1 pseudogene is annotated in these 466 nt (G+C 34.6%); it reads right to left on the reverse strand.

What is annotated here, in order from left to right:
- A pseudogene (gene alo, locus AC1DIT_RS28485) lies at positions 1-466 on the reverse strand (anthrolysin O/cereolysin O family cholesterol-dependent cytolysin Alo); the annotation flags it as partial.

The following is a 466-nucleotide window of genomic DNA, read 5'->3' on the forward strand; positions in this document are numbered from 1 at the left end:
GTTTGGTAGTTCTGCACTTACGGTATAAAAGATTTGCTTATATGCCGCAACCATTACTTTTTTCTCTCCATTTGCAACAGCATTAAAGTCRATATTCAGTGAATTGTCAAGGTATTTAGCGTTAACATTAAGAGCACTTGCTATTTGAGATTTACTRTACACCATAGATTCTGTATACTGCATTCTTGCAGGTAACGTATGTGTTTTTGAATACTTTTCATTCCAAGTAGATACTAATTCATCTACTGCTCCAGACACATTACCATATGTAGGATTTTGGACAGTAATTGTATTGTCTTTTCTCATGCCAGGTAAGTCTATACTAATATTCAAAGGTTTTCTCTTAGCCACTAATAAACTAGGTTGATTATCCGCAAAAGATTTATTTGCAAGTTGTRCTGCTCCTGGATAAGTACGATTAGCCACAGAATCAATAATCGAAATATCCACTGGTGAAGTTGTAAGT

This window comes from Bacillus sp. 05T22 (assembly GCF_056396765.1).